The organism is Myxococcales bacterium, assembly GCA_016717005.1.
In the GTDB taxonomy this organism is placed as follows: Bacteria; Myxococcota_A; Polyangia; order Haliangiales; family Haliangiaceae; genus UBA2376.
This window is the reverse complement of sequence record JADJUF010000016.1, coordinates 207,238-229,922: the sequence shown is the minus strand read 5'-3', so window position 1 is coordinate 229,922 and position 22,685 is coordinate 207,238. Positions and strand designations below refer to the sequence as shown.

Below are 22,685 nucleotides of genomic sequence, written 5' to 3'. Positions count from 1 at the left end.
GTCACAGTCATGACGGGTCCTTGGCCCCACGGGGCCCGTGGGCGAGCGCGGCCCGGGCGGCGGCGACCCGGGCGATCGGGACGCGGAAGGGCGAGCACGAGACGTAGTCGAGGCCGAACCGATGGAACGCGTCGACCGACGCGGGATCGCCGCCGTGCTCGCCGCACACGCCGATCTTGAGGCCGGGCTTGGCGCGGCGGCCGCGCTCGACCGCGAGCTGCACCAGCTGGCCGACCCCGCCGACGTCGAGCGACACGAACGGATCGGCCGGCAGGAGGTCGGCGCCGAGGTAGGCCGGCAGGAAGCTGGCGACGTCGTCGCGCGAGATGCCGAGCGTGGTCTGGGTGAGGTCGTTGGTGCCGAACGAGAAGAAGTCCGCGTGGGCGGCGATCTGGTCGGCCACCAGGCACGCGCGCGGCAGCTCGATCATCGTGCCGATCGTGTAGGGGATCGTCGCGCCGGCGGCGGCCAGCTCGCGATCGACCTCGGCCGCGACCTGGGCCCGCAGCGTCGCCAGCTCGGCCGGCACCATCACCAGCGGGATCATGATCTCGGGGTGGACGGCGACGCCCGCGGCCTGGGCGGCGATGGCGGCGCGCGCGATCGCGACGGCCTGGATCTGGTAGATCTCGGGGAAGGTGATCGCCAGGCGGCAGCCGCGGTGGCCGAGCATCGGGTTGGACTCGGTCAGCGCCGAGACCTTGGCGACGATCGCGTCGGGGAGGACGCCGAGGTCGGCGGCGACGGCGGCCACCTCGGCGGCGGCGTGCGGCAAGAACTCGTGCAGCGGCGGGTCGAGCAGCCGGATCGTCACCGGCAGGCCGTCCATGGCCGTGAAGATCTCGGTGAAGTCGGCCTGCTGCATCGGCAGGATCTTGGCGAGCGCGGCCCGGCGCCCGGCCTCGTCCGACGCCAGGATCATCTCGCGCACCGCCAGGATGCGATCGGCGGCGAAGAACATGTGCTCGGTGCGGCACAGGCCGATGCCCTCGGCGCCGAACGCGCGCGCGGTGCGGGCGTCGGCCGCGGTGTCGGCGTTGGTGCGGACCTTGAGCGTGCGGGTCTGATCGACCCAGACCATCAGCTCGGCCAGCTCGTCGGTGACCGCCGCCGGGGCCAGCGGCGCCGGGCCCGCGAACACCTCGCCGGTCGAGCCGTCGAGGGTCAGCACCTCGCCGCGCCGGAACACCCGGTCGGGCGCCCCGCCCTTGCCCAGGAGCGTCACCTGCCCGCGCGCCGCCTCGACCCGCAGGCCGCTGGCGCCGGTGATGCACGGCTTGCCCATGCCGCGCGCGACCACGGCCGCGTGCGAGGTCATGCCGCCGCGGGCGGTCAGGATGCCGACCGCGGCCTGCATCCCGACGATGTCCTCGGGCGAGGTCTCGGTCCGGACCAGCAGCACGCGCTCGCCCTTGGCCGCGGCCACGTCGGCCTCGACCGCGGAGAACACGATCGCGCCGATGGCCGCGCCCGGCGACGCCGGCAGGCCCTTGGTCAGCGCGGTCGGCCGGTTCTTGGGATCGATGGTCGGGTGGAGCAGCTCGTCGAGCTTGCTCGGCTCGATCCGCAGGATCGCGGTGGCCTGATCGATCAGGCCCTCGTGGACCTGGTCGACGGCGATCTTGACCATGGCCTTGCCGGTGCGCTTGCCGGCCCGGCTCTGGAGCATCCACAGCTGGCGATCCTGGACCGTGAACTCCAGGTCCTGCATGTCCTTGTGGTGGGCCTCGAGCCGCGCGCACACGTCGAGCAGGCCGGCGTGGGCCTCGGGGAAGTCCGCGGCCATCTCGTCGATCGGGCGCGGCGTGCGCACGCCGGCGACGACGTCCTCGCCCTGGGCGTTGACCAGGAACTCGCCGTAGAGCGCGCGCCTGCCGGTGGCGGGATCGCGGGTGAACGCGACGCCGGTGGCCGAGGTCTCGCCGAGGTTGCCGAACACCATCGCCTGGACGGTGACGCCGGTGCCCATCGCGGCCGAGATGCCGTGCATCCGGCGGTAGGCGTCGGCGCGCGGGTTGTCCCACGACCGGAACACCGCCGCGATCGCGCCGGTGAGCTGGGCGTCGACGTCGTCCGGGAAGTCGGCGCCGGTCGCGGCGCGGATCGCCGCGTGGTACTGGCCGCACAGGTCCTCGAGGGCCGCCGCGTCGAGGTCGGAGTCCCTGGCGGCGCGGGTCGCGTACTTGCGATCGGTCAGGAGCCGCTCGAACACGCTCTCGACGTGCTCGTCGTCGTGGGCGCCGACCCCCAGCACGACCTCGGCGTACATCGCCAGGAACCGACGGTAGCAGTCCCACGCGAACCGGGCGTCGCCGGTGCGCGCCGCCAGCCCGACCACGGTGGTCGGGTTGAGGCCGAGGTTGAGGATCGTGTCCATCATGCCGGGCATCGACACCGGCGCGCCCGAGCGCACGCTGACCAGGAGCGGCCGCGCGGCGTCGCCGAAGACCGTGCCGGTGGCGGCGCCGATCGCGGCGACCGCGGTCCGGATCTCGTCGGCGAGCCCGTCGGGATCGCCGGCGTGGGCCAGGCGGTGGCGCGCGACCTCGGTGGTGAGCGTGAACCCCGGCGGCACCGGGATGCCGAGCCGGGCCATGTCCACCAGGCCGGCGCCCTTGCCGCCCAGGAGCGCCGCGGCGGCGGCGCGATCGGGCACGCGCTCGGGCGGCACCGCGGTCGAGGGATCACAGCCGAAGGTGTAGAGCCAGCGATTCATGACGCGCTCCCCTGTGAGGCCAACCGGAAGTCGGCGATGGCCGCGAACGGCGCGAGGATCCGCTGCAACAGCGACAGCCGGTTCTCGCGCAGCGCCGGGTCCGGGTCCATCACCATCACGCCGCCCTTGTCGAAGAACGCCGCCACGGTCGGCTGCAGCTCGACCAGGATCGCCACGGTCGTGGCGTAGTCCTGGCCGGCCGCGGCCGCGTCGAGCCGCGCGGTGGCCGCGGCGAACGCGTTCCACAGCCGCCACTCGCTGTTGTCGGGCGCGACGAACAGCCCCTGCTTGACCTCGCCGCTGATCTCGATGCCCTTGCCGTGAGCGTCGTCGAGGATGTTGGCGATCCGCTTGAACACCGCCCGCGCCGTCGCCGGCACCGCCGCCAGGACCCGGGCCCGCAGCCGCGCGTCGCAGACGTCGTCGAAGCCGACCCCGAGCGCGGCGTCGACGTCGAGGGCCGCGAGGCCGCCGTCGAGCAAGAGCGTGCGCAGGCGCCCGCGGAAGAACTCGTGGAGCTCGCCGCAGTCGGTGTCGGTGACCTCGATCTGGCCGTCGAACTGGTGGGCGGCGATCTCGATCAGCGTGTCGAGCTGGAGCGGGAAGCCCCGGCCCTTGCCGACCGCGTCGTGGCGATCGCCGCCGGGGCCGAGGTCGAGGTTGACCGCGAGGATCGCGTTGGCGGCCCGGCGCAGGCCGTAGGGATCGGCCGAGCCGGTGGGCTCGAGGCCGGTGCCGAAGCAGCCGACCAGCGTGTCGATCCGATCGGCGATGCCGACCAGCGCGCCGGCGATCGTCGTCGGCAGCGCCGCGCCGGCGCCGCGCGGCATGTAGTGCTCGGCGATCGCGGTGCCGACCGCGTCGGCGATGCCGGCGGTCGCCGGATCGGCCGCGAGCTGGCGCCGCGCGTAGTGCATGCCCATCACGCCCTGGAGCTCGGGCAGCTCGCCGACCACGCCGGTCAGCAGATCGCTCTTGCACAGCTCGGCGGCGCGGCGCGCGACCGCGGCGCCGTCGGCGTGCTCGAACCCGACCCGCTCGATCAGCGCCTCGACGATGCCGACGATGCGGCGGACCTTGGCGCCGGTCGAGCGGGCCTCGCCGAGCTTGGCCTGGAAGACCACGTCGTCGAGCTTGGCCCGGAGGGCGTCGAGGTCCTTCTTGCAGTCCTCGGCGAAGAAGAACCGGGCGTCGGACAGCCGGGCCGCGAGCACGCGCTCGTTGCCGGCCTGCACCACCGCCGCGTCCTTGGTGACCGTCGCGGCGATCGTCGCGAACCGCGGCGCCAGGCGCCCGTCCTGCTCCATCGCGAAGTAGCGCTGGTGGTTGCGCATGGTCGTGACCAGCGCCTCCTCCGGGATCTCGAGGAACGCCGGATCGAAGGTGCCCGAGATCCCGACCGGGTACTCGCACAGGCCGGTGACCTCGCCGAGCAGCTCGTCGTCGCGGCGCACGGTGCAGCCGGTCTCGACCGCGAGCCGCGCCAGCTCGGCCTCGATCATGCGCTGGCGCGCGGCGGGATCGACGATCACGAACGCTGGGCGCAGCGCCTCGACGTAGTCACCGGCGCGCGCCACCTCGATCGCGCCGGGCGCGAGGAAGCGGTGGCCCCGGGTCGCGCGCCCGGCGACGAGGCCGCCGTAGCGGACCGGCACGACCTCGGCGCCGTAGAGCGCGACGAGCCAGTGCAGCGGCCGCACGAACCCGACCTCGCGCCAGCCCCAGCGCATCGACTTGGGCCACGGGATCGCCGCGATCAGCTCGGTGAGCAGCGCGGGCAGGACCTCGAGGGCGGACCGGCCGGGCACGTGCCGGACCGCGACGACGTACGTGCCCTTCTTGCCCGGCACCTCCGCGCGCTCGAGCGTCGACGGATCGACGCCGTTCTTGGCGGCGAAGCCGAGGCCGGCCTTGGTGACGGTGCCGTCGGCGGCGAACGCCGCGCTGGTGGGCGGACCGACGACGCGCTCGTCGAGATCGGGCTGGCGATCGGCCAGGCCGTGGACCACCAGCGCGAGGCGCCGCGGCGTGCCGAGCGCGCGCACGTCGCCGCAGGTCAGGCGCGCGGCGTCGAGCCGGGCCCGGGCGAGGGCCGGCAGCTCGGCCAGCGCGCGCGCCAGCATCCGCGACGGGATCTCCTCGCAGCCCAGCTCGAACAGCAGATCGTCACTCGCCACGGGCCACCTCCACCGCGAGCGGGGACACCGCGCGCGCCGCCGCCAGCGCGGCCGCGTTGACCCCGGCCTCCTCGGCCGCCGCGAACGCCGCGGTCGCCCTGGCGCGATCGTCGCCGACGAGCAGCGGGAACCCGAGCTTGGCGCGCGACCGCACGTAGGCCTCGGCGCAGGCCCGCGCCATCGCCCGGACCCGGCCGATGAAGCGCGCGCGCTCGGTGACGCTGATGGCGCCGCGGGCGTCGAGCAGGTTGAACGCGTGCGACGACTTCATGCAGTGCTCGTAGGCCGGCAGGGTCAGCCCGCGGCCGAGCAGCCGGTGGCACTCGGCCTCGTAGCGCTCGAACAGGCCGAAGTAGAACGCGGCGTCGGTCTCCTCGAAGTGGAACTGCGAGTACTCGACCTCCCACGGGTGCCGGAGCTGGCCGTAGGTCACGTGCTTGTCCCACTTGATGTCGAAGATGCTGTCGACGTTCTGCAGGTACATCGCGATGCGCTCGACGCCGTAGGTCAGCTCGGCGGTGACCGGCATGAGATCGAGGCCGCCGGCCTGCTGGAAGTACGTGAACTGCGTGACCTCCATGCCGTCGGCCCAGACCTCCCAGCCCAGGCCCCACGCGCCCAGCGTCGGCGACTCCCAGTCGTCCTCGACGAAGCGCAGATCGTGGGCGGCGGGATCGAGGCCGATGCGGCGCAAGGACGCCAGGTACAGATCCTGGACGTCGAGCGGCGACGGCTTGAGGCCGACCTGGAACTGGTAGTACGCGCCGAGGCGGTTGGGGTTCTCGCCGTAGCGACCGTCCTTCGGTCGGCGGCAGAACTGCGCGAACGCAGCGCTCCACGGCTCGGGGCCGAGCACGCGCAGGAACGTGGCCGGGTGGAACGTGCCCGCGCCGACCTCGATGTCGACAGGCTGCTCGATCACGCAGCCGTGATCGGCCCAGAAGCGCTGGAGCTCGAAGATCAGATCTTGTAGGTACATGGGGTCCCGGCTGTGCCAGTCGGGGCGGAACCTACCGCGCGAAAAAGACCCCGGTCAAGCAGCTAACCCCTTGCGATCTCTTGACGATCGGCCGCCGTCTCGGTAGCGTGGATCGATGCAGAGGGGAGCCCTGCCACGCGCCTGGTCGCCGCGGTCTGCGCTGCGCGGCCTGGCGCTCGCGTCGACGCTCGCGGCGTCGGGATGTTCGCTCGTGCTCGACTTCGACAAGCCGGTGGACGCCGCCCCGACCGACGCGCCGGTGACGCCCGCGCAGTGCGCGGCCAACGAGCCGAACGACTCCCCCGCCACCGCCACCGCCTGGGTCGGCGTCGACATCGACGCGGCGATCTGCGGCGACGGCGACGTCGACTACTACGCGATCTCGTTGGTCGACGGCCAGCCGATCCGCGCCAGCATCACGTTCATGAACCGCGGCGGCGCCGGCGACCTCGACCTGCGGCTCCTGACCGTCGACGGCGGCATGGTCCTCGACGAGTCCAAGACCTCGGGCGACACCGAGCTGGTGCTGTGCCCGGGCGGCTCGCCGTGCCCGCCCATCACCGGCGGCACCTACCTGCTCGAGATCAAGGGCTTCACCGCCGCGGTGCAGTCGGCCTACACGCTGCACATCGAGATGACCGCCGACGTCGACGCCGGCGTCGACGCCGACGTCGACGCGATCTAGGCCTGGCCGGCCGGCAGCGTCACCTGACGCTTGGGTCACGGCCGCCGCACGACCTCGATCCGTCCGTCGGGCCCGACCTCGCGGCCGTCCGGGTGACGGGTCCGCCAGCGGTGACGCTCGAGCATCGACCGAGCACGATCGTCGGCGGCGATGGTGGCCAGCCGGTCGAGCGCGGCGTCATCGAGCGCGGTCGCCACCTCCCCGATCGACGCGAACGCCGCGTCGTTGTACCAGGGGCGCGGATCCGGCAGGCCGGCGAGGATCACCTCGACCCCGTCGGGCCGGCGCGCCAGGGCCGCGATCGCCGCGCACACCTCGCCCACGACCGGGCTGCCGAGACGCGCGATGAGGAGCCCGCGGGTCGCGGCGTCGTCCAGCACGCCCAGCGCCACCAGCGCGTAGCACCGGACGTCGCCGTCGGGATCGTCCGTGGCCGCCAGGATCTCGGCGCGGACGTCCGCGACCAGGCCGATGCCGTACGCCACCGCGATCGCCCGCTCGCGCACCCGCGGCTCGGGGTCGCCGATGCCGACCCGCAGGACGTCGGCGCCGTGGGTAGCGCTCAGCCGGCTGCGGTCCAGGCTGCCGGGCGGCACCAGGCGCTGGTGCGTGCCCAGGAGCGCGAAGAAGTGCTCGCGCACCTCCGGGTCAGGGTGCCGAACCACCAGCAGCTCGCACGGATAGCGGTACGGCTCGGGCGTCCGCAACAACGCGTTGACGATGAAGGCCATCGAACGAGGTCGACGATCCATGACGTGCGTCAGAAGTTCCGGCATCCGATCTGGTGATTGCTCGGCGAGCACGAGCGGAACCAGCACCGACAGTGTTCGGTGCCCCTCCATCCAAGCGACCGCCCATTCGACCAACCGCGCGTCATCGAACGCACGCTTCGTCGCCGCCATTGCCAGGATCGCGATTACGGACCAGGCGCCCCGCTCGTCGTTGTCGCTACCGTGCGCGCCGTCGATCGCGCGCGCCAGCACCACGTCCCTGTCAGGCGCAGCAGCTCGAAGGTCGATGTCGGGCAGGTCAAGGCCAGGGATGAGCAACCGATCTCGTTCAAGTACCAGCACGTTCATCACGCACCCACCTTTCGAAGGACGACCCGAGTTACGACGGCCACATGCTCAGGAATCCCGTAGCCTGAGTTTGGAAACGCGGTCCTCGGCACCGACAGCGGACCATCGACGATCTCCAGGCGAAACCGTCGTCCGGTCGCAGGATCAAGGTACAGCCTGCCCGTCAGCGTCTTGAGTTCAGTGGCCACCTCGCGCTCCCAGTACACGACGTCGAGCGTCCCGCCGGGCTCGAGCTTCTCGAGCGCGTGCGGGCCAAAGTTCGTCATGCTCTCAACCTGCCCCTCACCACCCTGACGTTCCAGCGCAGCCAGGGTCGCTTCCGCCCGTGACTGCCGAGGGTTCAGCGCCAGCTCGCGCGCGATCGCTGCGTCCGTCACGGCTATGTTCTCCAAGCCCTTGGAGTGCGGGATCGGGTATCGGACGTAGACGTGGCTGAGGCTGCCCGGCGGCAGCGACTCGGCGAACCGCTCGGCCAGGAATTCGCCACCCTCGGCGCGGAAGCGGGCGATGTCGTCCGCGGCCGGCGGAAACCGGTGCTCGGCCGCGATGATCTGGGCGTCGGGGTGGGCCTTGGCCAGGTCGCGGGCGCTGTCCAGGCTCGGCCCGGTGAACGCGCGCGCCGGGGCGGCCGCGCGCCGACGGTTGCGTGGAATCGCCCGAGGGCGCACAAACGACGACGCCCAGCGGAGGGCTGGGCGTCGGGCAGCGGGCGCGGCGGGCCGAGGCCCGCGGCGGTGCTAGCGGCGGAGCGAGAGGGTCTCGATCAGCTTCTTGTAGCGGAGGCCGTCCTTGCGCTTCAGGTAGTCGAGCAGGCTGCGGCGCTGGCCGACCATCTTCAGGAGGCCACGGCGCGAGTGGTGGTCCTTGTGGTTGACCTTGAGGTGCTCGGTCAGGTGCGAGATGCGCTCGGACAGCAGCGCGACCTGGACCTCGGGCGACCCGGTGTCGCTCTCGTGGGTGCGGTGCTTGGAGATCGTCTCTTGCTTGCGGACAGTCGAAACAGGCATGGGAATCCTTCGTCGCCAGCGAGCCCGCCCGGTCAATCCGGACCCGGCTCGCGGCCTTGGGGGTTGAGCGGCGCAGATTGAGGCACATCGGCCACGGCGTCAAGCCCCAGGGTGGGCTCGTAGACCAGCACCCGGCCGAGGAGGGTCCGGCCGGCCACGCGCTCGCACACCGCCAGGGTCTCGCCCCGGGCCGACACCAGCTGGAAGCGGTCGCCGTTGGCGAAGCCGTCGGCGTAGCGGGCGCAGCGCTGCTCGTGACCGTTGATCACGTCGGCGATCGCGGCGTCGTCGACCACGACCTCGGGCAGCCCCAGCGCGAGCCGGATCGGCACCAGGTGGGCGGCGATCGAGTGGCGGTCGAGCGCCTCCATCGGCACGGCCTGGGCCTCGGTGAACGCGCCGCTGGCGGTGCGGCGCAGCGCGGTCAGGACCGCGCCGGTGCCCAGGCGCTCGCCCAGGTCGCGCACCAGCGCCCGCACGTACGTGCCCTTCGAGCAGGCGATCCGCAGGGTCACGGTCGGCGGGGCGATCTCGACCACGGTCAGCTCGTCGACCCGGACCGACCGCGCTGGCGGCGTCACCTCGACGCCGGCCCGGGCCAGCTCGTGCAGACGGCGACCGTCGATCCAGATCGCCGAGTGCATGGGCGGCACCTGGTCCTGCGCCCCGCGCAGGGTCGCGAGCGCGGCCTCGAGCGCGGCCGGCTCGATGGCGTCGACCACCGCGGTCCGGGTGACCTCGCTCTCGCTGTCGAGCGTCGGCGACGTCAGGCCGAGCTCGCAGGTGGCGACGTAGCGCTTGTCCTCGGCGATCAGCCACTGCGCGATCTTGGTGGCCTGGCCCAGGCAGATCGGCAGGACCCCGGTCGCGAGCGGATCGAGCGTGCCGGTGTGGCCGGCCGAGCGCACGCCCAGGCGCTTGCGCACCCGCGTCACCACGTCCTGCGACGACACGCCGGTGGGCTTGTCGACGATCACGATCCCGTGCAGCCGATCAGGTCGCCGCCGCACCACGGTCACCCACCCGCTAGAGTCCGGCGATCCACGCCCGCACCGCCTCGGCGCCGATCGGATCGATCGTCTCGCGGCCGACCGGCGGCATCACCTGCCCCGGCGGCACGGCGCGCAGCCGGACCAGCACCGCGGAGGTGCCGGGCGCGCCGGGCGTGATCAGCGCCGTCGCGCCGACCGTGTTGAGCTGACCGACGACGTTGACGGTGGTCAGGTACGGCGCGGTGGTCGTCCAGTCGGTCAGGGCGCCGACCGACTGCCGTAGCTGCATCGGCGTGATCTGCGCGACCACGTCGGAGCCGGCGTTGTGGCAGTTGCCGCAGTTGACGTGCAGGTAGCCGAGCGCGGCGCGCTCGGTGTCACCGGCCGGCAACGGGAAGTACGCGCCGGCCGTCGGGTTGGTCGGCGGCGCGGTCAGGCGATCGTCGGCGATGAGGTCGGCGAGCTTGTAGCCGGGCACCGCGGGATCGTCGAGCAAGAGCGCCGAGAACCCGATCGCGACCGACGCGATCCGGGTGTCGACGTGGCACTTGCGGCAGTCCGAGCGGCCGGGGATGTCGTCGTGGCCGACGTCGTCGATCACGCCCGCGGGCACGGCGGCGCCGTCGGTCTCGCCGACGTCCCACTGGAACGACACCGCGTACCAGTCAGCCCAGTCGTCGGTCGGCCCGATCTTCTCGAGCAGGCGGGTCTCGACCCGGCGGCCGCCGCGGACGAACTCCTTCCACAGCTTGGTGCCGACCGGGAAGTGCCAGTAGTCCATGTCGGTCGTGTCGATCTTGGCGCCGGGCGGCAGCCAGATCCACCGGCGCTTGACCGCGTCATCGGACCACAGCTGCCAGCGCGGCATGAACTCGTGGACGTCGGCGGCCACGGTCTTGGTGCCGATGTCGCTGTACAGACCGGTCTCCGACAGCATCGTCGGCGGCACGAACCCGGCGTCGATGGCGGCGTCGATCGGCGGGCCGTCGGGCCCGGCGTCGGCGACCGGCGCGTCGGTGGGCGTGGCCTCGTCGTCACCGCCACAGGCGGCGACGAGGACCAAGGACATCAGGCAGGCGGTGAGGGTACGCACGGTCGGGCATCGTAGCACCGTCGCCGGGCGGCGCCGCGCGATCGCGCTCACGCCTCGGGCGCGGCGTCGGCGTCGGCGTCGGCGTCGGCCACCTCGGCGGCGTCATCGGCGGCGTCGTTGTCGTCGGCGGCGTCGTCGTCTTCCTCAGCGTCGGCGGCGTCGTCAGCCTCAGCGTCGGCGGCGGCCTCAGCGACCTCGTCGGTGTCGGCCTCGTCGGCGGCGACCTCGTCGACGATCGCCGGCTTCGTCAGCGGCGGCGCGCCGGGCACGTCGTCGGTCCGGCCCGCGGCGATGGCCTTGGCGGCGTCCTCGCGCACGACCGCGGTCAGCTGCAGCGCGATCTCGGCCGAGCGATCGTGGATGAACCGCAGCTCCGGCGGCTTGCCGAGGTGGAGGCGCCGCGCCAGCGGTCCGCGCAGGAACCCCGCGGCGGTGGCCAGGCCGGCCATGGCCTTCGCGGCGACCGCGTCGGTGGCGTAGATCGACACGTAGACCCGGGCCACGGAGAAGTCGGCGGTGCACTCGACCCGGGCCACGCCGACCACGCCAGCGGCGGTCACGCGCGGATCCTTGACCTCGCGCGCGATCAGCTGGGCCAGCTCGTCACGCATGGCGTGCTCGACTCGATCTTTTCTGCTCATGGCGTTCCTCCGTCATCGCGCCAGCTCGGCGGCAACCACGTCGCGTCGGCGCCTGCGTCGGCGCTGTCGGCCTCGGGCTTGGCGTAGGGCGTGGCCGCGGCGAACCAGTCGTCCCCGAAAGCCAGCACCTCGTGCCGGACCGCGGCGACCTCGCCCTGCCCGTGCGCGACCACCAGGCCGACCACGCGCCGCACCAGCTGCTCGGCGTCGTCGCGGGCGTGACCGACCACGGCGAACCCGAGGTCGGCGCGCTGCCAGGTGTCGGCCCCGTCGACCTCGCGCAGCGTCACGCCTGCCTCGTTGGCCACGCGATCGCGCAGCCGCCGCACCACCGCCCGCTTGTCCTTGAGCGAGTGGCTGTGCGGCACCCGCAGGGACAGGCGACAGACGCCGACGAACATGACCTGGACCCGACCTGGTGGGCGGCTGCCCGAGGCGGGCGGCGACTACAGCGTCGCCGCCTCCTCGATGACCTCGTAGGTCTCGATCACGTCGCCGACCTTCAGATCGTTGTAGCCGGCGACCATCACGCCGCACTCGAAGCCGTTCTGGACCTCGCTGACGTCGTCCTTGAAGCGGCGCAGCGAGCCGACCCGGCCCTCGTAGATCTGGACCGCGTCGCGGATGACACGCAGGAGCGACTTGCGGGTGATCTTGCCCTCGGACACGCGGCACCCGGCCACCATGCCGACCTTCGGCACCGTGAACGTGTCGCGCACCTCGAGCTTGCCGACCGGCGACTCGCGCTTGATCGGCGCCAGCAGCCCGGCCATCGCCGACTTCACCTCGTCGAGGGCGTCGTAGATGATGTCGTACAGGCGGATCTGCACGCCCTCCTGCTCGGCCAGCTTGCTGCTCTTGCCGGCCGGGCGGACGTGGAAGCCCAGGATGATCGCGCCGCCGGCCTTGGCCAGGTTGACGTCGCTCTCGGTGATGCCGCCGACGCCGGTGGCGATCACGTTGACGCGCACCTTCTCGGTGGTCTGCTTGACCAGGGCGGCCTTGAGCGCCTCGGCCGAGCCCTGCACGTCGGCCTTGAGGACGATCTTCAGCTCCTTCGAGCCGGCCTCGTTCATCCGCTCCATCAGGCTCTCGAGCGAGACCTTGGTGGTGGCGGACAGCTCCTTCTTGCGCCAGTTCTGCCGGCGGTGCTCGACCACCTGCTTGGCGGCCTTGTCGTCCTCGGCCACGTTGACCTGATCGCCGGCCTCGGGCACGCCGTCGAGCCCCAGGATCTCGATCGGCGTCGACGGGCCGGCCTCCTTGAGCTGCTCGCCGCGGGCGTCGAGCATCGCGCGGACCTTGCCGTAGCAGCGGCCGGCCACGAGCGTGTCGCCGACCCGGAGCGTGCCCTCCTGGATCAGGATGGTGCCCATCGGGCCGCGGTTGCGATCGAGGCGCGCCTCGATCACCACGCCGGACGCCGGCTTGTCGGGGTTGGCCTTGAGCTCGGCGACCTCGGCGATGAGCGCGATGACCTCGAGCAGCTTCTCGATGTTCTCGCCCTTGAGGGCCGAGACGTTGACGTACTGGGTGTCGCCGCCCCACTCCTCGGGGATGAGCCCGCGATCGGCGAGCTGCTGGCGGATGCGGTCGGGCTGGGCGTCGGCGAGGTCGATCTTGTTGACCGCCACGATGATCGGCACCTTGGCGTCCTTGGCGTGGGCCAGCGCCTCGAGCGTCTGGGGCATCACGCCGTCGTTGGCCGCCACCACCAGGATGACGATGTCGGTCGCCTGGGCGCCGCGGGCGCGCATCTCGGTGAACGCCTCGTGACCGGGCGTGTCGAGGAACACGATCTCGCCGTGGTTGTCACCGGCCGGGACCTTGTACGCGGCGATGTGCTGGGTGATGCCACCCGACTCGCCGGCCGCGACCTTGGAGTTGCGGATCTTGTCGAGCAGCGAGGTCTTGCCGTGGTCGACGTGGCCCATGACGGTCACGACCGGCGCGCGGTGCACCATCTTGTCGGCGTCGTCGGACGCCTCGGTGAAGATGTCCTCTTCCTTGAACGCGACGTTCTGGACCTCGTAGCCGAACTCGCTGGCGAGGATCTGCGCGGTCTCGAAGTCGATCGAGGCGTTGATGTTCACGCCCGCCATGCCCATCGCCCACAGCTTCTTGAGCACCTCGGTCGCCTTGACGCCCATGCCGCGGGCGAGGTCGGCGATCGCGATCGTCTCCTCCATGCGGATGACGCGCTTGTGGTCGGCCGGCGTGGTCCGCACCGTCGGCAGGCCCTTGCCCTTGGACGGGGAGAACGGCAGCTTCTTCTTGCCGAAGTCCTGGCGCGGCCCCTTGGGACCGCCGCGGGCCTGCTGCTCGGCGAACCGACCACGGATCTGCGTGCCGGGCGGGCCCGACGGCTTGTTCGGGGCCGGACGACCGCCGACGCCGGGGCGCTCGGTGATCTGGATGCGCGGGGCCAGCTTGATGACCGTGCCGACCGCGGGGCGGCCCGGGTCGCGCTCGCGGACCTCGACCACCGGCGGCGCCTCGGGCTCGGGCTTGTCGGGACGCTCGGCGGCCCGCTCGGCCGACCGGGCGCGGGCCCGCTCGAGCTCCATCTCGAACCGGGAGCGCGCGCCCTCGGCGACCTCGGCCACGGTCGAGGGACCGACCGGGGGCGGCGGGACCGACTCGCGCGGACGCACGATCACCGTGGGCCGGGGACCGGTCACCATCGGCGGCGCCTGCGGCGGCGGCGCCTGCGGCGGCGGCGCCTGCGGCGCGACCGCGGGCTGAGAGCCGCCGAGCGACGGACCCGCCACGAACACGCGGGTGCGAGGCTCGGGCCGGGGCGCGGGCGCGGGCGCGGGCGGCGCCGGCGGGGCCGGCTCGTCGCTGCGGTCCTCGACCTCGATGGGCGTCGCGGGCGCGGCCGCGGCCGGCACCTCGACGATCGGCTCGACGTGCGCGGGGCGCTCCGCCGGCGGCTCGTCGACGACGGGCCGCTCGACCGGGGCCGCCTCGGGGGCGCGCTCGACGTGCACGGGCGCCGGGGGCGGCGCCTCGACCCGCGGGGCCTCCTCGACCACGCGCCGCCGGATCACGGGCGGCGCCACGGGGGGCGGCGGGGCCGCGGCCGTGGTGTCCTCGTCCGGCTTGGACGAGCGCCGCCGGATCACCGTGCCGGCGGGGCTGACCTTGTGGGTCTCGGGCGGAGCAGATGCGGAGGTCCGATCCCGCTCGAGCGACTTCTTGATGCGCGCCACATCGTCGGCGTTGAGCGACGACATGTGGTTGTTCACCTCGAGCCCGAGTGATCGGATCTTCGCCAGGAGTTCCTTGTTAGGAATCCCGACCTCTTTCGCAATCTCGTAGACGCGCATCTAGGCTCCGTGGGCTCCGTGACTCGAACGATCCGAAGGATCGGCCTGGCCGGGAGCGGCCAGGGGCAACGACGTGGACGTGAGGTGAGGAGCGCGTTCTACAGCGTCCTCGCCCCCTTGGCTAGCGGCGGCGGTCGCCGAGGCGACCGCGGCGATCGCATCGAGCTCGGCCCGCGACACCCCGCGCTTGAGCGCGCGGGCCAGGCCACCCTTGCCGGCGCCCCGCAGGCAGTCCGGCCGCGCGTGCACGTACACCCCGCGGCCGGGGGTCCGGCGGCGGGGATCGGCGACCACGCGCTCGTCGGTCACCGCCAGCCGCAGGAGCTGATCCTGGGGCACGACCTGTCGGCAGCCGACGCAGGTGCGCATCGGGACCGACGGTGGGGTGGTGGACGAGGTGGCGATCATCAGTTCAGCAGACTCCGTGGAAGACTCAGCCGCGCTCAGCTCTCGCTGCCGGCGGCCAGGTACGTGATCACGCGCTGGCGCAGCTTGGCGAGGTCGCTCATGTCGATGCCGGTGACCGAGGCGATGTGCTCGATCGGGGCCTTGACCAGCTCCTCGGGCGAGCGGACGTTGGCCTGGGCCAGGATCTCGAGGACCTCCTCGTTGACCCCGGGCACCTCGAGCAGCTGCTCGGTGCCCGACAGCTGGGCCCGCCGGTCGGTCTCGCGCTTGAGGTCGTCGGGCCGGCGCCGGGACTGCGCCAGGTACTCGCCCGCGCCGCCGATGATCTTGCGGGCGCCGTCGACGCCGCCGACCCCGGGGACCTGAGCCAGCTCCTCGGCGACCGCGCGCGACAGCTCCGACACCGAGCGCCAGCCGAGCTTGAACAGGGTCTCGGCCAGGTCGTTGGAGACAGTCGAGATCGACGAGATCTGCTCCTTGGCGCGGCGCTCGAGCTCGTAGATCTTCGACTCGGAGTGGATGTCGATGCGCCAGCCGGTCAGCTGGCTGGCCAGGCGGACGTTCTGGCCCTTCTTGCCGATGGCCAGCGACAGCTTCTCGTCGGGCACCACCAGCTCCATGCGGTGGCCCTCGGCGTCGATGATGACGCGCGACACCTCGGCCGGCGCGATCGCGTTGCACACGAACCGGGCGGGGTCGTCGTCGTAGGGGACGATGTCGATCTTCTCGCCGCGCAGCTCCTGGACCACGGCCTGGACGCGCGAGCCCTTCATGCCGACGCAGGCGCCGACCGGGTCGACGTCGCGGTCGCGCGACGACACGGCGATCTTGGCGCGGGCGCCGGGCTCCCGCGCGCTCGACTCGATGCGGACGATCTTCTCGAAGATCTCCGGCACCTCTTGCTCGAACAGCTTCTCGAGGAAGCCCTTGTGCGCGCGCGACAGGATCAGCTGCGGGCCGCGGGCCATGCGATCGATGTCGAGCAGGAGCGCCTTCATCGTGTCGCCGACGCGGAACGACTCGCGCGGGGCCTGCTCGCGCATCGGCAAGAGCGCCTCGGACTTGCCGATCTCGACCACGAGGTTGCCGCGCTCGAACCGCCGCACGATGCCGGTGACGATCTCGCCCTTGCGGTCCTTGTACTCGTTGTAGACGTTGTCGCGCTCGGCCTCGCGCACGCGCTGGCTGATGACCTGCTTGGCGGTCTGCGCGGCGATGCGCCCGAACTTCTTGTGCGCGGCCTTGAGGTCGATGATGTCGCCGAACTTGGCGTCCTGCTCGGACGCGCGCTCGGCCTCCTCGGGCCGGTAGAAGATCTGGAACAAGAGCTCGTCGCCAAGCTCGGCCTCGAGGCCGTACTTGTGCGCGTCCTCGACGGTGATCTCGCGGCCCTCGATCGCGTCGTCCTCGACGACGTTGATGATCAAGAACAGGTCGACCGCGCCGGTCTCGAGGTTGTACTTCGCCTCCATCTCCCGGTTCATCCCGAACGCGCGCTTGGCGGCGGTCAGGATCGCCTGCTCCAGGGCCTGGAGCAGGACGGCCCGATCGATGTTCTTGTCACGACCGACCTGGTCGATGACCATGCTGAGGTTGGCTTCCATGTGGCGAAGGCTCCGTCGGGTCTCTGGCTCGGGGGCTAGCGGCGCGAGGCGCGACCGGCCCCAGGCTTTCCGGGCTTGCCCGGCTTGCCGGACTTGCCGGCGACAGTGGTGGGTGAGGTGGCCGGCGCGGTGGCCGACCCAGCGGGCGCGCGGACCTGGCCGCGATCGCCCTTCATGACCGCGTCCCAGTCGGGGACGATCCGCGCGACGTCGACGTCGTCGATCGGGAACCGCCACAGCTGGCCATCGACCAGGATCCGCGCGTGGGCCCGGGCCGGGTCGTCGGCGTCGTCGACGCCGTCGAGGACGCCGCGGAAGTTCTTGCGCTCGCTGGCGGGGCTGCCGTCGGGGCGCGGCGGCGCGGGCACGCCGCGCTCGAGCGTGACCTTGACCTCGGCGCCGATGAAGCGCTGGAAGTGGGCGACGGTCACCAGCGGCCGGTCGATGCCCGGCGAGCTGACCTCGAGGCTGTAGGCCTGCGGGATCGGGTCCTCGACGTCGAGCACCGCCGACAGCTCCCGCGACATGCGCTCGCAGTCGTTGAGATCGACCAGATCGGGCGCGAAGCCGTCGGGGCCGGGCACGACGTCCGCGGGCTGCTTGAGCACGTCGATGAAGACCCGCAGCACCCAGCCGCCCTGATCGGGCGAGAAGCGCACGTCGACGAGGTCGAACCCGGCGTGACGACACACCGGCTCGGCGAGTTGCCAGACGCGCTGGCGAACGGCGTTGGGGCTCTGCGACGGCGGCATGGGAGCGTGGGTTGGATCAGGGAGGACTCGGACGTGACTGCGAAAAAAAAAGGTGGGCCGCTGCCCACCTCACGGAAACGCGAAGTGGCGGCTGATTACCACTGGCCAGAGAAACCCGCAAGGGGGATGTTGGACCACGGTGGGGCCGGCGACCTCGGGGCGGCCCCGGCCTTGGCCCCGATCGCGACGCCGCGGAGCGCCCCCAGATTCTGCGGTCAGCGGCGGAACTCTGCTAGGAAAGGCCATGGGTTTCGCTCCGGTCTCGATCGCCGCGGTGCAGATGTGCAGCACCGACGATCTCGCACGCAACCTGGCGACCTGCCGCGCCCTCGCCGCCCGCGCGGCCGACGCCGGCGCCCAGATCATCGTCCTGCCCGAGTGCTTCGCGTTCCTGGGCCGGCGCGAGGCCGACAAGATGGCGATCGCCGAGACCATCGACGACGCCCACCCCGGGCCGATCGTCGAGACCCTGCAGGCGATCGCGGCCCAGCACCGGGCCGTGGTCATCGGCGGCGGGATGCCCGAGCGGGTCTCGGGCGACGATCGCCGGGCCTACAACACCGCGCTCGTGGTCGGGCCCGGCGGCGAGCTGGCGGCCCGCTACCGGAAGATCCACCTGTTCGACGTCGACATCCCGGCCCGTGACGACCAGGCGGCCACGACGCTGCGGGAGTCCGACGCGACCGCGCCCGGCGACGCCGGCCTGGTGGTGCGGACGCTCGGCCTCTCGCTCGGGATCACGATCTGCTACGACGTCCGCTTCCCCGAGCTGTACCGCAAGCTCTGGCGCGCCGGCGCCGACGTGATGCTGGTGCCGGCGGCGTTCACCGCGCGCACCGGCGCGGCCCACTGGCACCTGCTGCTGCGGACGCGCGCGATCGAGAACCAGGCGTACGTGGTGGCGGCGGCGCAGGGCGGCCAGCACAACGAGGCCCGCGCGTCCTACGGCCACGCGCTCGTCGCCGATCCGTGGGGCACGATCGTGGCCGAGCAGGCCGACGGCGAGGGCGTCGTCGTCGCGACGATCGATCCCGCGGTGATCGCCCGGACTCGCCAGAACATGCCGTGCGCGCTGCACGCGGTCACGAACGAGCAGCCGCTCGACGTCGCGATCGCCAGCGCCTGACGCGATCGGAGCCGGAGCCGGGCCGAGCCGGAGCCGGAGCCGGCGGGGCCGGTGTCGGTGTCGGTGCCGGTGTCGGTTTCGGGCCGGGCCGGAGCCGGAACCGGAGCCGGAGCCGGAACCGGAACCGGAACCGGAACCGGAACCGAACCGAACCGGAACCGGAACCGGAACCGGAACCGGAACCGGAACCGGAACCGGAACCGGAACCGGAACCGGACCGAAACCGGAACCGGAACCGGAACCGGAACCGAAACCGGAACCGGAACCGGAACCGGAACCGGAGCCGGAACCGGAACCGAAGCCGAAACCGCCGAAAACCGAAACCGAAACCGAAACTCAGCGGGCGTCGGGCGGCGCGAGCTCGGGGGCGACCGCGCCGGCGTCGAGCGCCTCGCCCCGGGCGGCGCGGATCGCCGCCTCGATCTCGGCCGGCGTCATGTCGGTGCGCAAGCGGACCCCGGTCGGGATCGCCGCGGCGCCCGCGTCGGCGGCGCCCGCGCCCGCGTCGACCGGGCTGAAGCTGGTGACGAACTTCGACACCGAGTCGGCGCACGGCTTCTGCAGGATCAGCAGCGCCGCCAGGCCGGTCGCGACCACCAGGATCCGCACCACCTCGCTCATCGAGAACGACAGGCCGCGGCCGCGTGGGAGGCGCGGGACGTCTTCGTCGGGGTGCGGGCGGCGGGCCACGAGGCTTCCTACCGCGAAGCGCGCGACGGTGCCAGGGCCAGCGCGAACAGCGCGGCGGCGGTGATCGTGACCGTCGCGCCGGCCGGCACCGACAGCCACCAGCGCAGCTCGTGCTGCGTGGCCTGAGCCAAGAGCTCGCCCCACGACGGCGTCGGCGGCGGCGGCCCCAGGCCGAGGAACGACAGCGCGGCCTCGGACAGCACCGCCGTCGCGGCGGTGATCGCGGCGGCGGTCGTCACGACCGCGCGCGCCGCGGGCAGCGCGTGGCGGAAGAGGATCGCGCTCGGCGACGCGCCGATCGCGCGGGCGGCCTCGACGTAGGGCGCCGCCAGCTCGGTCTCGAGCTGGGCCGCGACCAGGCGGGCGGTGTCGGCGCCGCGCGGCACCGCGATGAGCAGGCCCAGCGCCCAGGCGCCGTGCGCGCCGACCAGGGCCCCGGCGGCCAGCGCCACGAGCAGGGCTGGCGCGGACGCGACGGCGTCGACGACCGCGATCCCGACGGCGCGCGTCGACGCCCCGGCCCGAGCCAGCGCCAGGCCGAGCACCAGGGCCAGCGCGGTCGCGAGCGCGGTCGCCAGCGCCGCCGCGGTCGCGCTGGTGCGGGCGCCGTGGATCAGCCGCGCGGCCACGTCGCGGCCGCGGTCGTCGGTGCCGAGCCGGTGCCGGGCCGACGGTGGCGCCAGCGGCGCGAGCGCGCCGTCGGTGCGCACCGCCAGCGGATCGGCGGCGATCGGCGGCCACAGCGCCCAGTCGTCGGGCCCCAGCCGCGGCGCCAGCTCGGCCCGCGGCGTCGCCGGCCGCCACCGCCAGGCACCGCCGACCGACGCGACGATCGCGCGGTCGGACGCGATCAGATCGGCGGCCAGCGCGACCAGCGCGATCATCGCCAGCCACGTCAGCGCCAGGCGCCGGGTCACGCGCCGGCCTCGAGCCGCGGGTCGAGCCGACGCGCCAGCGCGTGCCCGAGCCCGCCGACCAGCGCGACCACCGCCGCCGCGCCGGCGGCCAGGGTCAGCAGCACCGGCGCGTCGCCGACCGCGGCCGCGGCCACGAGCGTGCGCCCGGCGCCCGGCAGCGCCAGCGCGCGCTCGACCACCGGGCTGGCCGCGAGCGCGAACGCGATCGTCGACGCGGCCAGCGGCGCCAGCCCGGGCGCGACCAGCGCCAGCGCGTGGACCGCGTGCCAGCGCCGGCGGCTGGCGCCGCGCGCGCGCACCGCGACCGCGAGCGGTCCGTGATCGGCGCGGGCCAGCGCCGCCCCGACGTGCAGCGCGATCACGGCGGCGGGCGCCACCGCGACCAGCACGACCGCCATCGTCGACGACAGCGCCGCGGTCGGCGCCACCGCCAGCGCCAGGTGGCACAGCCACACCAGCGGCACCGACAGGCCGAGCCCGCCGCCGACCGCGACCAGCGCCGCGGCCCGCCGTCGCCGCGCCAGCGCCAGCGGCGCCAGCACCCCGGCCGCGAGCGCGAGCACCGTCGCGGCGCTGGCGCGGGCCAGGGTCGCGCCGGCGTGGGCCCGGGCGATCGCGCCGGCCGGCCGTCGGTCGCGCCACGACGGCCCTGGCGCCAGGATCGCGGCCCGCACCAGCGCGCGCCCGGTGCGCGCGAGCCCCCCGCCGTCGAGGTCGAGCTCGGCCGCGACCCGGGCGACGACCTGATCGCGGCCGGCGCGCCCGCCGTCGGGCGGCAGCGCCGAGCCGGCCCGCGCCGCCACCACCGCCGGCGGATCGGCGGCCAGCTCGAGCAGCGTCCAGCCCAGGAGCCAGGTCGCCAGCCACGCGATCGCGACGCGGGCGGCGACGCGCGCTCCGGTGGCCATCACCGCGCGGCTCGCCACAGGCGCCAGCCCGGCGGCACGCCCTTGCCGTCGCCGATCACGCCGCCGAGATCGGCGCGGGCCAGGCCGGCCCGGGTGTCGACCGCGATGAACGCCATCGGCGCCAGCGCCGCGATCCGGCGGTGGATGGCGCGGCCGGTCGCGGCGCGCTCGGCGTCGGTCGTGGCCGCGCGGCGCGCGGCGAAGAGCGCGTCGAGGTCGGCGTCGGCCAGCCCCGTCCAGTTCTGCTCGGCCGGCGCGCCGCTGGCCAGGCGCGCCGCCGGATCGGCCTCGGGCCCGGCCGACAGCGACGTCAAGGCGACGTCGAAGTCGCCGCCGGCGAGGCGCCCGAGCAGGTCGGCGAACGGCACCGCCGCGACGGTCAGCGCGAACCGGCCGCGGGCGTCGGCGGCCCAGATGTCGGCGATGCGCGCGGTCGTGGTCGAGCCCGCCGGCACCAGCACGGTCAGCGCCGGCGGCGCGGCGATCGGCGCGGCGCCGCGCGCGAACGGCACCGGCGCGACCGCGGGATCGTAGCTGGGGTCGTCGGGCAGCCACGGCCCGGTCAGGGTCGCGGCGCCGCCGAGGATGGTCGCGGCGACGCCGGCGCGGTCGAGCGAGCCGGTCAGGGCCAGGCGCGCGGCCGCGGTCGTCAGCGCGGGTCGGCGGGTGTTGTAGATCGCCGCGAGGTAGGCCGGCTGGGCGTAGCGGAACCGCGTCAGCTCGGGGTGCGCGGCGGTCGCGGCGACGGCCTCGGCGATCGGCACCTGCACCACCAGGTCGAGCTCGCCGGCGGCCAGGCGCCGGATCGCGTCGGCGCGGTCAGCGACGAACACCAGCTCGAGGTTCGCCGCGGCGGCGGCGCGGCGCGCGCCGGCGACCCGACGCAGGCGCACGCGCTCGCCGCGATCCCAGCTGGCCACCGCGAACGGGCCGGTGCCGATCGGCGCGGCCGCGAGGCTGGGCGCGCGGAGCTGGTCGGCGGGTACGATCGGCACCAGCGCCAGATCGCGCGCGCGATCGGGGCGGTCCTCGGCGACCACCAGCTCGACCTGCCCCGCCGCCGGCGCGGTGACCGCGACCGCGTCGTCGAGCACGCCGGCCAGCGGCCCGGCCGGGTGGCCGCGGCCGCGCGCGGCGTCGAGGCTGGCGACCACGTCCGCCGCGGTCACCGGGCGCCCGTCGCTGAAGCGGCGCGCGGGATCGAGCGTGAACCGCCAGCGCCGACGATCGGCCGACACCTCGTGGCGCGCGGCCACGCACGGCTCGAGCGCGCCGGCCGCCGTCGCGCACCACAGGCCCTCGACCACGTTGCCGAGCACGCGCGCCGACGCGGCGTCGAGGGTCGCGAACGGATCGAGCGTGGCGGGCTCGGCCTCGAGCGCGACCCGCACGGTCGCGTCGGGCGCCGGCGGCCGGCGCGGCTCGGCGGTGCGCCACCCGGCGGCGATCGGCGCCGGCGGCGGGGCCGGCGCCGGGGGCACCTCGCGCTTGCCGCCGCCGCGCTCGAAGCACGCCGCGAGCGCCAGCACGACCGCGAAGCCCAGCCGGTCGACCCGCGTCATCGGCGCGAGCTTACCGC

Annotated in this window: 20 protein-coding genes; 2 read left to right on the top strand and 18 right to left on the bottom strand. The window is 73.7% G+C overall.

Features of this window, described 5'->3' with window-relative positions:
• Positions 1-7: 7 nt before the first annotated feature.
• From IPL61_16870 to IPL61_16860, 3 genes are read right to left on the bottom strand one after another with little or no spacing between them, the layout of a single operon-like run.
• Entirely contained in the window at positions 8-2,716 is a 2,709-nt protein-coding gene (locus IPL61_16870) for a pyruvate, phosphate dikinase (protein MBK9032918.1), read from the bottom strand.
• Positions 2,713-4,893, bottom strand: a complete 2,181-nt coding sequence (locus IPL61_16865) for a glycine--tRNA ligase subunit beta (protein ID MBK9032917.1) — start codon at positions 4,891-4,893, stop codon at positions 2,713-2,715. Before IPL61_16865 ends, IPL61_16870 begins: the two co-directional genes overlap by 4 nt.
• Positions 4,883-5,872, bottom strand: a complete 990-nt coding sequence (locus IPL61_16860; protein ID MBK9032916.1) for a glycine--tRNA ligase subunit alpha — start codon at positions 5,870-5,872, stop codon at positions 4,883-4,885. Before IPL61_16860 ends, IPL61_16865 begins: the two co-directional genes overlap by 11 nt.
• Before the next feature lie 115 nt (positions 5,873-5,987).
• Between IPL61_16860 and IPL61_16855 the strand changes: the two genes are divergently transcribed.
• Positions 5,988-6,557 (top strand): hypothetical protein, encoded by a 570-nt coding sequence (locus IPL61_16855; GenBank protein MBK9032915.1) that lies wholly within the window; start codon positions 5,988-5,990, stop codon positions 6,555-6,557.
• A 35-nt stretch (positions 6,558-6,592) separates the two neighbouring features.
• Here the strand turns inward: IPL61_16855 and IPL61_16850 are convergent, their stop codons facing one another.
• The 11 genes from IPL61_16850 to IPL61_16800 all read right to left on the bottom strand — a co-directional run bounded on the left by IPL61_16850 (position 6,593) and on the right by IPL61_16800 (position 17,465).
• Positions 6,593-7,639: a hypothetical protein gene (locus tag IPL61_16850; GenBank protein MBK9032914.1), complete on the bottom strand. Its 1,047-nt coding sequence runs from the start codon at positions 7,637-7,639 to the stop codon at positions 6,593-6,595.
• Complete coding sequence (locus IPL61_16845) at positions 7,636-8,304, bottom strand: hypothetical protein (protein ID MBK9032913.1); 669 nt, start codon at positions 8,302-8,304, stop codon at positions 7,636-7,638. The genes IPL61_16850 and IPL61_16845 overlap by 4 nt, the downstream gene beginning before the upstream one ends.
• Positions 8,305-8,373: 69 nt before the next feature.
• A complete protein-coding gene (gene rpsO, locus IPL61_16840) occupies positions 8,374-8,643 on the bottom strand; it encodes a 30S ribosomal protein S15 (GenBank protein MBK9032912.1) in 270 nt (89 codons plus the stop codon).
• A gap of 32 nt (positions 8,644-8,675) precedes the next feature.
• Positions 8,676-9,662: a tRNA pseudouridine(55) synthase TruB gene (truB, locus tag IPL61_16835; protein ID MBK9032911.1), complete on the bottom strand. Its 987-nt coding sequence runs from the start codon at positions 9,660-9,662 to the stop codon at positions 8,676-8,678.
• Positions 9,663-9,669: 7 nt separating this feature from the next.
• Entirely contained in the window at positions 9,670-10,728 is a 1,059-nt protein-coding gene (locus IPL61_16830) for a hypothetical protein (GenBank protein MBK9032910.1), read from the bottom strand.
• A 47-nt stretch (positions 10,729-10,775) separates the two neighbouring features.
• A complete protein-coding gene (rbfA, locus tag IPL61_16825) occupies positions 10,776-11,339 on the bottom strand; it encodes a 30S ribosome-binding factor RbfA (protein ID MBK9032909.1) in 564 nt (187 codons plus the stop codon).
• Positions 11,340-11,365: 26 nt separating this feature from the next.
• Complete coding sequence (locus IPL61_16820; protein MBK9032908.1) at positions 11,366-11,770, bottom strand: DUF503 domain-containing protein; 405 nt, start codon at positions 11,768-11,770, stop codon at positions 11,366-11,368.
• Positions 11,771-11,815: 45 nt separating this feature from the next.
• Positions 11,816-14,701, bottom strand: a complete 2,886-nt coding sequence (infB, locus tag IPL61_16815) for a translation initiation factor IF-2 (GenBank protein MBK9032907.1) — start codon at positions 14,699-14,701, stop codon at positions 11,816-11,818.
• Positions 14,702-15,070, bottom strand: coding sequence for a YlxR family protein (locus IPL61_16810; protein MBK9032906.1), 369 nt, complete (start codon positions 15,068-15,070; stop codon positions 14,702-14,704).
• Between the two features lie 74 nt (positions 15,071-15,144).
• Complete coding sequence (nusA, locus tag IPL61_16805) at positions 15,145-16,713, bottom strand: transcription termination factor NusA (protein MBK9032905.1); 1,569 nt, start codon at positions 16,711-16,713, stop codon at positions 15,145-15,147.
• A gap of 35 nt (positions 16,714-16,748) precedes the next feature.
• On the bottom strand, positions 16,749-17,465 hold the full coding sequence (locus IPL61_16800) for a ribosome maturation factor RimP (protein ID MBK9032904.1): 717 nt from the start codon (positions 17,463-17,465) through the stop codon (positions 16,749-16,751).
• Positions 17,466-17,709: 244 nt separating this feature from the next.
• On the opposite strand from IPL61_16800, the gene IPL61_16795 reads away from it, so the two are divergent.
• Positions 17,710-18,591 (top strand): carbon-nitrogen hydrolase family protein, encoded by an 882-nt coding sequence (locus tag IPL61_16795; protein ID MBK9032903.1) that lies wholly within the window; start codon positions 17,710-17,712, stop codon positions 18,589-18,591.
• Between the two features lie 336 nt (positions 18,592-18,927).
• Here the strand turns inward: IPL61_16795 and IPL61_16790 are convergent, their stop codons facing one another.
• Genes IPL61_16790 through IPL61_16775 form a run of 4 tightly spaced genes read right to left on the bottom strand, consistent with a single transcriptional unit; the run spans position 18,928 to position 22,668 of the window.
• Entirely contained in the window at positions 18,928-19,281 is a 354-nt protein-coding gene (locus IPL61_16790; GenBank protein MBK9032902.1) for a hypothetical protein, read from the bottom strand.
• Between the two features lie 8 nt (positions 19,282-19,289).
• Complete coding sequence (locus tag IPL61_16785) at positions 19,290-20,198, bottom strand: ABC transporter permease subunit (protein ID MBK9032901.1); 909 nt, start codon at positions 20,196-20,198, stop codon at positions 19,290-19,292.
• A complete protein-coding gene (locus IPL61_16780; protein MBK9032900.1) occupies positions 20,195-21,106 on the bottom strand; it encodes an ABC transporter permease subunit in 912 nt (303 codons plus the stop codon). The genes IPL61_16785 and IPL61_16780 overlap by 4 nt, the downstream gene beginning before the upstream one ends.
• Positions 21,106-22,668 carry an ABC transporter substrate-binding protein gene (locus tag IPL61_16775; GenBank protein MBK9032899.1) on the bottom strand — a complete coding sequence of 521 codons (1,563 nt, stop codon included), beginning with the start codon at positions 22,666-22,668 and terminating at the stop codon, positions 21,106-21,108. Before IPL61_16775 ends, IPL61_16780 begins: the two co-directional genes overlap by 1 nt.
• Positions 22,669-22,685: the final 17 nt, after the last annotated feature.

What these genes read in the sequence shown, in the direction of transcription:
- IPL61_16775 (MBK9032899.1), bottom strand. Translation starts at nt 22,668, where the DNA reads ATGACGCGGGTCGACCGGCTGGGCTTCGCGGTCGTGCTGGCGCTCGCG.
- IPL61_16820 (MBK9032908.1), bottom strand. Translation starts at nt 11,770, where the DNA reads ATGTTCGTCGGCGTCTGTCGCCTGTCCCTGCGGGTGCCGCACAGCCAC.
- IPL61_16800 (MBK9032904.1), bottom strand. Translation starts at nt 17,465, where the DNA reads ATGCCGCCGTCGCAGAGCCCCAACGCCGTTCGCCAGCGCGTCTGGCAA.
- IPL61_16860 (MBK9032916.1), bottom strand. Translation starts at nt 5,872, where the DNA reads ATGTACCTACAAGATCTGATCTTCGAGCTCCAGCGCTTCTGGGCCGAT.
- IPL61_16870 (MBK9032918.1), bottom strand. Translation starts at nt 2,716, where the DNA reads ATGAATCGCTGGCTCTACACCTTCGGCTGTGATCCCTCGACCGCGGTG.
- IPL61_16795 (MBK9032903.1), top strand. Translation starts at nt 17,710, where the DNA reads ATGGGTTTCGCTCCGGTCTCGATCGCCGCGGTGCAGATGTGCAGCACC.
- IPL61_16780 (MBK9032900.1), bottom strand. Translation starts at nt 21,106, where the DNA reads ATGGCCACCGGAGCGCGCGTCGCCGCCCGCGTCGCGATCGCGTGGCTG.
- rpsO (MBK9032912.1), bottom strand. Translation starts at nt 8,643, where the DNA reads ATGCCTGTTTCGACTGTCCGCAAGCAAGAGACGATCTCCAAGCACCGC.
- infB (MBK9032907.1), bottom strand. Translation starts at nt 14,701, where the DNA reads ATGCGCGTCTACGAGATTGCGAAAGAGGTCGGGATTCCTAACAAGGAA.
- IPL61_16855 (MBK9032915.1), top strand. Translation starts at nt 5,988, where the DNA reads ATGCAGAGGGGAGCCCTGCCACGCGCCTGGTCGCCGCGGTCTGCGCTG.
- IPL61_16810 (MBK9032906.1), bottom strand. Translation starts at nt 15,070, where the DNA reads ATGCGCACCTGCGTCGGCTGCCGACAGGTCGTGCCCCAGGATCAGCTC.
- nusA (MBK9032905.1), bottom strand. Translation starts at nt 16,713, where the DNA reads ATGGAAGCCAACCTCAGCATGGTCATCGACCAGGTCGGTCGTGACAAG.
- rbfA (MBK9032909.1), bottom strand. Translation starts at nt 11,339, where the DNA reads ATGCGTGACGAGCTGGCCCAGCTGATCGCGCGCGAGGTCAAGGATCCG.